The organism is Mesorhizobium sp. M4A.F.Ca.ET.090.04.2.1, assembly GCF_003999085.1.
Taxonomy (GTDB): domain Bacteria; phylum Pseudomonadota; class Alphaproteobacteria; order Rhizobiales; family Rhizobiaceae; genus Mesorhizobium.
In genome coordinates this window covers 1-6181 of record NZ_RZOT01000365.1, presented here as the reverse complement: position 1 = coordinate 6181, position 6181 = coordinate 1, and the positions used below count along the sequence as shown (strand labels likewise).

Sequence of the window (6181 nt, the reverse complement as noted above, 5' to 3'; positions counted from 1 at the left end):
CCAAAAGACTGGGCGACGCGGTTGCGGCGGCGATCGCGCAGGGCACGCCGGTCGGCGCGACCGGATCTCGGCTGCTGCGCGGCAACGCGCCGGAACACGAGGCACTGGAGGCGGACGCGGCAGCGTTCTTCAGAGCCGACCGCGCGCTGTTCTTCGGCAGCGGCTACATCGCCAACTTCGCCCTGCTCACCGCCCTGCCGCAGAAGGGTGACCTTTTGGTCCTCGACGAATTGGCTCATGCCAGCATGCATGAGGGGGCCCGCGCTGGCCGCGCCGAGTTCAAGCTCGCCGTGCACAACGACGTCGATGCTTTCGAGGATGCAATCACGCGCTGGCGCGCCGAAGGCGGCACCGGGCGCGTCTGGATCGTGGTCGAAAGCCTCTACAGCATGGATGGCGACCGCGCGCCGATGGAGGACCTGGTCGCGCTTGCCGACCGGCACGAGGCCTTCATCGTCGTCGATGAGGCGCATGCCACCGGCGTCTGGGGGCCAGACGGCCGCGGCCTTGCCGCCGCTTTCGAGGGCCGCGACAACATCGTCGCGCTCCACACATGCGGCAAGGCGCTCGGCGCGGCCGGTGCGCTCGTCACCGGGCCGGAACTGCTGTGCGACTATCTCGTCAACCGCTGTCGGCCATTCATCTACTCCACCGCGCCATCGCCGCTGATGGCCGTGGCAGCGCGCGAGGCGATTGCCATGCTGTCCGACGAGCCCCAACGCCGTGCCCAGTTGCAGGAGCGCGTTGCCTTCGCGGGCCGCCAATTGGCCGAGCGCTGCGGCGTAGCCCCCAGCGGCTCGCAGATCCAGCCCTTCGTCATCGGCGACAACGGGCGCACCATGGCGGTGGCGGCGGCGCTGCAGGCGCGCAGTTTCGACATTCGCGGCATTCGTCCGCCGACCGTCCCCGAGGGCACATCGCGCCTGCGCATTTCGCTGACGCTGAATGTCGACGAGGCCGACATTTCGGCCATGGTCGAGGCGCTCTTCGAGGTGTTGGCGGCGGCATGACCAAGCGCATCGTCATCACCGGAACAGATACCGGGATCGGCAAAACGGTGTTTTCGGCCGGGCTCGCCTGCCTGCTCGACGGCTTCTACTGGAAGCCGGTGCAATCGGGCCTCGACGAGGAGACCGACAGCCAGGTCGTGGAACGGCTCGCCGGCTTGCCGCCGGGGCGCGTGCTGCCCGAAGTGTATCGCCTGAAGGAGCCGCTATCGCCGCATCGTTCAGCCGAACTCGACGGCGTCGCGATAGACGCCGCAGAGCTGTCGCTTCCGGACTTGCCGGGCCCGCTCGTCATCGAAGGCGCCGGGGGACTGATGGTGCCGCTCAACCGGCGCACTAAATTCATCGACATCTTCGCGCAGTGGCGAGTGCCGGTCATCCTGTGCGCCCGTACCAAGCTCGGCACGATCAACCACACCCTCCTGTCGATCGAGGCGCTCAGGGCCCGATCCATCCCGCTCATCGGCATTGCCTTCATCGGCGATGAGGTGGCCGACACGCAGAGAACAATCGTGGAATTCAGCGGCGTGCGCCAGCTTGGCAGGCTGCCGCTGCTCGATCCGCTGACGAGTGAGAATCTAAGGGAGGCGATGATTACCGGCTTCGACCTCACAGCGATTGCGGGAGGCGAATGATGCCGCAGTCCGATGTGTGGCATCCCTTCACCCAGCACGCGCTCGAGCCCGCCATCCCCGAAATCGTCCGGACGGAAGGCGCCTACCTCTACAAGGCCGACGGCACGTGCATCCTGGATGCCATTTCCTCCTGGTGGGTCGTCACCCACGGCCACCGCCATCCCCGCATCATCAAGGCCATCGAGACGACCGCGGCGAGCCTCGACCAGATCATCTTCGCTGGCTTCACCCACGAGCCGGCCGAACGCCTGGCCAGGGCGCTTGTCGGCCTCGCTCCGGCCGGCCTCGAACGGGTGTTCTATTCCGACAGCGGCTCGACCTCCGTCGAGGTCGCGCTGAAGATGGCACTCGGCTACTTCCGCAATATCGACGCGCCGCGCTCGCGCATCGTCGTCATGGAGCACAGCTATCATGGCGACACCATCGGCACGATGAGCGTCGGCGCTCGCGGCGTGTTCAACGCTGCCTACGAGCCCCTGTTGTTCGAGGTCGACACCATCCCCTTCCCGGCTGCCGGGCGCGAGCAGGAGACGCTCGATCGGTTCGAGGCAGTCTCCCGCGACCGGCACGCAGCCGCGCTGATCGTCGAGCCGCTGGTGCTCGGCGCCGGCGGCATGCTGATGTATCCGGCATGGGTTCTGGCCGAGTTGAAGAAGATCGCCGAGGCCTCTGGCACGCTGCTGATCGCCGACGAGGTGATGACCGGCTGGGGCCGCACCGGAACCATGTTCGCCTGCGAGCAGGCATCAATCTCACCGGACATTCTGTGCACCTCGAAAGGGCTGACGGGCGGCGCAATCCCGCTGGCGGCGACGATTGCCACCGATGCCATCTTCCAGGCCCATTATTCCGAGGACCGGAAGAAGACATTCTTCCACTCGAGTTCCTACACTGCCAATCCGATGGCCTGCGCGGCCGCACTCGCCAATGTCGAGATCTGGCGTGACGAACCGGTGGCCGAGCGGGTCGCGGCCCTGAGTGCAAGACAGGCCGCAGGGCTTCATCGTTTTCGTGACAATCCTTTTTTCACCGACAGCCGCGCAACCGGGACGATCGCGGCTCTCGATCTGCGCACCGGCTCCGCCGGCTATCTGGCCGAGATCGGGCCGAAGCTGCGCGCTTTCTTCCTCGAGCGCGGGCTGCTGGTGCGTCCGCTCGGCAATGTCCTCTATCTTCTGCCGCCCTATTGCATCACCGGCGAAGAACTCGACGGTCTCTATGACGCCATCGAGGAGGCCGGGGAACGCTTCGGCGCTAAGCCATGAGCAGGTCGTCGCGCCTTCTCGGGTTCGGCCATCATGCGCCGGCGCGCAGGGTCGAGAATCAGGAGATCGAAGATCGTCTCGGGCTCGAGCCCGGCTGGATCGAGCGGCGCACCGGGATACGGTCGCGCTTCTGGGCAACCGACGACGACACACTGTCGGGCCTTGCCGCGCAAGCCGGCGACATGGCGCTGACGAATGCCGGCATCGACCGCGGCGACATCGGTCTTCTGTTGCTTGCCACCTCGACGCCTGATCACCTCCTGCCGCCCAGCGCGCCGCTGGTCGCGCATCGGTTGGGACTGAGCCGCGCCGGCGCGATCGATCTGACCGGCGCCTGCGCCGGCTTCATCTATGCGCTTATGTTTGCCGATGGCTTCACCCGCCTGCACGGCAAAGCCGCCATCGTCATTGCCGCGAACATCCTTAGCCGCCGCATCAACCCGGCCGAGCGCGCCAGCGCGGTTTTGTTCGCCGATGCCGCCGGCGCCGTGGTGATCGGGCCCGGCGATGAACCGGATCGGGGCATTCTCGGCGCATCGGTTGATTCCGATGGATCGCGCTACGGGCTGATCCAGATTCCGGCGGGCGGAAGCAACAAGCCCTTCCACGCCGACCTCGATCTCGCTGAGACCCGGATGACGATCACCGACGGCCGCGAAGTGTTCGCCAAGGCGGTCGAGATGATGACCGCCTGCTCGCGGGAGGCGCTCACTGCTGCCCGCATGCGACCGCAAGACATCGACCGGTTCGCACCGCATCAGGCCAACGTCCGCATCTTCGATGCCGTCGGGCGAAACCTCGGTATCGATGATCGTGCGATCGTCAAGACGATCGTCGAATACGGCAATTCCTCCGCCGCGACGATCCCGCTCTCGCTGTCGCTCGCGCATCGGAAGCAGCCGTTTAGGCCAGGCGAAAAGGTTCTCCTGGCGGCGGCAGGTGCGGGTCTCAGCGGCGGCGCCCTGGTGGTCGGGATCTAGCCGGGTAGCGGTGCTGACGGGACAGACTGACTGTATGAGATGACTGGCCGAACACGGCTTGACAAAGTGGCGCCCGCCCGTCCAACCTGAGGCATTCACCAGGGGAGTCCCGGCAAGGGGCTGAGATACTGCTGGCTTTCGCGGCGCAGTGACCCGTTGAACCTGATCCAGTTCATACTGGCGTAGGGACGGTGCAAGCGCTTCGCGGGAGTCTATGCCCGAGGTCCTGTTTCGGCAGGGCGACCAAAGCGTCTTTTCATCCTTCCGGCACAGAACTGGGTCTCCAATGCATGAGCAAAGGAGCCTCAAGATGAATGCCCTCACCCCCACCGTGTCGACGGGACCGCTGCCCGCCTCACGCAAGATCCACAAGCAAGGCAGCCTCCACCCGCGGATCAGGGTGCCGATGCGCGAGATCGCCGTCCATCCGACCGCCGGCGAGCCGCCGGTGACGGTCTATGACTCCTCCGGCCCCTATACCAACCCTGCGATCGAAACGGACATCGAAAGGGGCCTCGCCCGGCCTCGGCAGGACTGGATCGCGGCGCGCGGAGATGTCGAGGCCTATGACGGCCGCCACGTGCGGCCGGAAGACAACGGGTTCGCGACGGGCGAGCGCCTGACGCCGGAATTTCCGGTCCGCAATCGGCCGCTGCGGGCCAAGGCCGGCAAGGCGGTGACCCAGCTTGCCTATGCGCGCGCCGGCATCATCACGCCCGAGATGGAGTTCGTCGCGATCCGCGAGAATCTGGGCCGCGAGGCCCTGCGCGGCAAGCTTAAGCGCGACGGCGAAGCCTTCGGCGCGGCGATCCCCGACTTCGTCACGCCGGAATTCGTGCGCGACGAAGTGGCGCGCGGACGGGCGATCATTCCCGCCAACATCAATCATCCCGAGAGCGAGCCGATGATCATTGGCCGCAATTTCCTGGTCAAGATCAACGCCAATATCGGCAACTCCGCCGTCACCTCGTCGATGGCCGAAGAGGTCGAGAAGATGGTGTGGGCGATCCGCTGGGGCGCCGACACGGTGATGGATCTTTCCACGGGCCGCAACATCCACAACATTCGCGAATGGATCGTGCGCAATGCGCCGGTGCCGATCGGCACGGTGCCGCTTTACCAGGCGCTGGAAAAGGTGGGCGGCATCGCCGAGGACCTGACCTGGGAGGTGTATCGCGACACGCTGATCGAGCAGGCCGAGCAGGGCGTCGACTATTTCACCATCCACGCCGGCGTGCGGCTGCACTATATCCCGCTGACCGTCGACCGGGTGACCGGGATCGTCTCGCGCGGCGGCTCGATCATGGCCAAATGGTGCCTGCACCATCACCGGGAGAGCTTCCTCTACGAACACTTCGCCGAGATCTGCGACATCTGTCGCGCCTACGACGTGTCCTTCTCGCTCGGCGACGGGCTTCGTCCGGGCTCGATCGCCGACGCCAACGACGCCGCGCAGTTCGCCGAGCTGGAAACGCTAGGCGAGCTGACTCAGATCGCCTGGGCCAAGGACTGCCAGGTGATGATCGAGGGGCCCGGTCATGTGCCGATGCACAAGATCAAGCAGAACATGGACAAGCAGCTCGCCGTCTGCGGCGAGGCGCCGTTCTATACGCTGGGGCCGCTGACGACTGACATCGCGCCGGGCTACGATCACATCACCTCCGGCATAGGTGCTGCCATGATCGGCTGGTTCGGCACGGCAATGCTCTGCTACGTCACGCCGAAGGAACATCTCGGCCTGCCCGACCGCAACGACGTCAAGACCGGCGTGATCACCTATAAGATCGCTGCGCATGCCGCGGATCTCGCCAAGGGCCATCCGGCGGCGAAGGTCAGGGACGATGCCCTTTCCCGCGCGCGGTTCGAGTTCCGCTGGGAAGACCAGTTCAACCTGTCGCTCGACCCCGAAACGGCGCGCTCGTTCCACGACGAGACCTTGCCCAAGGAGGCGCACAAGCTGGCGCATTTCTGCTCGATGTGCGGGCCGAAATTCTGCTCCATGCGCATTTCCCACGACATCCGCGCCGAGGCGCAGAAAGAGGGCATGGCGGCGATGGCGGCGAAATATCGCGAAGGCGGCGATCTCTACGTGCCGGCGGACGAGATCGGCGCACCGCCCATACCACAGGGGCGTGAGCGGTCATGAAGGTGCTGGTCAGAGGGGCCGGCGTCGCCGGCCTCACCGCCGCCTTCGAGCTCGCCATCCGCGGCGCGACGGTGACGGTTGCGGAGACAAGGCGCGGCCTTGGCGGCAATGCGTCCTGGTTCGCCGGCGGCATGCTGGCGCCCTGGTG

At 66.1% G+C, this 6181-nt stretch carries 6 protein-coding genes and 1 riboswitch; all 6 genes read left to right on the top strand.

The genetic code is table 11. The annotated features are described in order from the left end of the window. On the top strand, window positions 1-1010 hold a 1010-nt coding region (locus tag EN781_RS22805; RefSeq protein ID WP_145965583.1), incomplete at its 5' end, for an 8-amino-7-oxononanoate synthase. Continuing rightward, on the top strand, window positions 1007-1642 hold the full coding sequence (gene bioD, locus EN781_RS22800) for a dethiobiotin synthase (RefSeq protein WP_126056212.1): 636 nt from the start codon (window positions 1007-1009) through the stop codon (window positions 1640-1642). The genes EN781_RS22805 and bioD, both read left to right, overlap by 4 nt. Next, a complete protein-coding gene (locus tag EN781_RS22795; RefSeq protein WP_126056213.1) occupies window positions 1642-2907 on the top strand; it encodes an adenosylmethionine--8-amino-7-oxononanoate transaminase in 1266 nt (421 codons plus the stop codon). Before bioD ends, EN781_RS22795 begins: the two co-directional genes overlap by 1 nt. Then, the gene (locus EN781_RS22790) at window positions 2904-3887 is read left to right on the top strand and encodes a beta-ketoacyl-ACP synthase III (protein WP_126056214.1); all 984 of its coding nucleotides are present in this window, start codon (window positions 2904-2906) and stop codon (window positions 3885-3887) included. The genes EN781_RS22795 and EN781_RS22790 overlap by 4 nt, the downstream gene beginning before the upstream one ends. 90 nt (window positions 3888-3977) lie before the next feature. Next, a riboswitch (TPP riboswitch) is annotated at window positions 3978-4094 on the top strand. Between the two features lie 103 nt (window positions 4095-4197). Continuing rightward, a complete protein-coding gene (gene thiC / locus EN781_RS22785; RefSeq protein ID WP_126056215.1) occupies window positions 4198-6033 on the top strand; it encodes a phosphomethylpyrimidine synthase ThiC in 1836 nt (611 codons plus the stop codon). Further along, on the top strand, window positions 6030-6181 hold a 152-nt coding region (locus EN781_RS22780; RefSeq protein ID WP_145965582.1), incomplete at its 3' end, for an FAD-dependent oxidoreductase. The genes thiC and EN781_RS22780, both read left to right, overlap by 4 nt.

What these genes read in the sequence shown, in the direction of transcription:
- thiC (WP_126056215.1), top strand. Translation starts at nt 4,198, where the DNA reads ATGAATGCCCTCACCCCCACCGTGTCGACGGGACCGCTGCCCGCCTCA.
- EN781_RS22790 (WP_126056214.1), top strand. Translation starts at nt 2,904, where the DNA reads ATGAGCAGGTCGTCGCGCCTTCTCGGGTTCGGCCATCATGCGCCGGCG.
- bioD (WP_126056212.1), top strand. Translation starts at nt 1,007, where the DNA reads ATGACCAAGCGCATCGTCATCACCGGAACAGATACCGGGATCGGCAAA.
- EN781_RS22795 (WP_126056213.1), top strand. Translation starts at nt 1,642, where the DNA reads ATGCCGCAGTCCGATGTGTGGCATCCCTTCACCCAGCACGCGCTCGAG.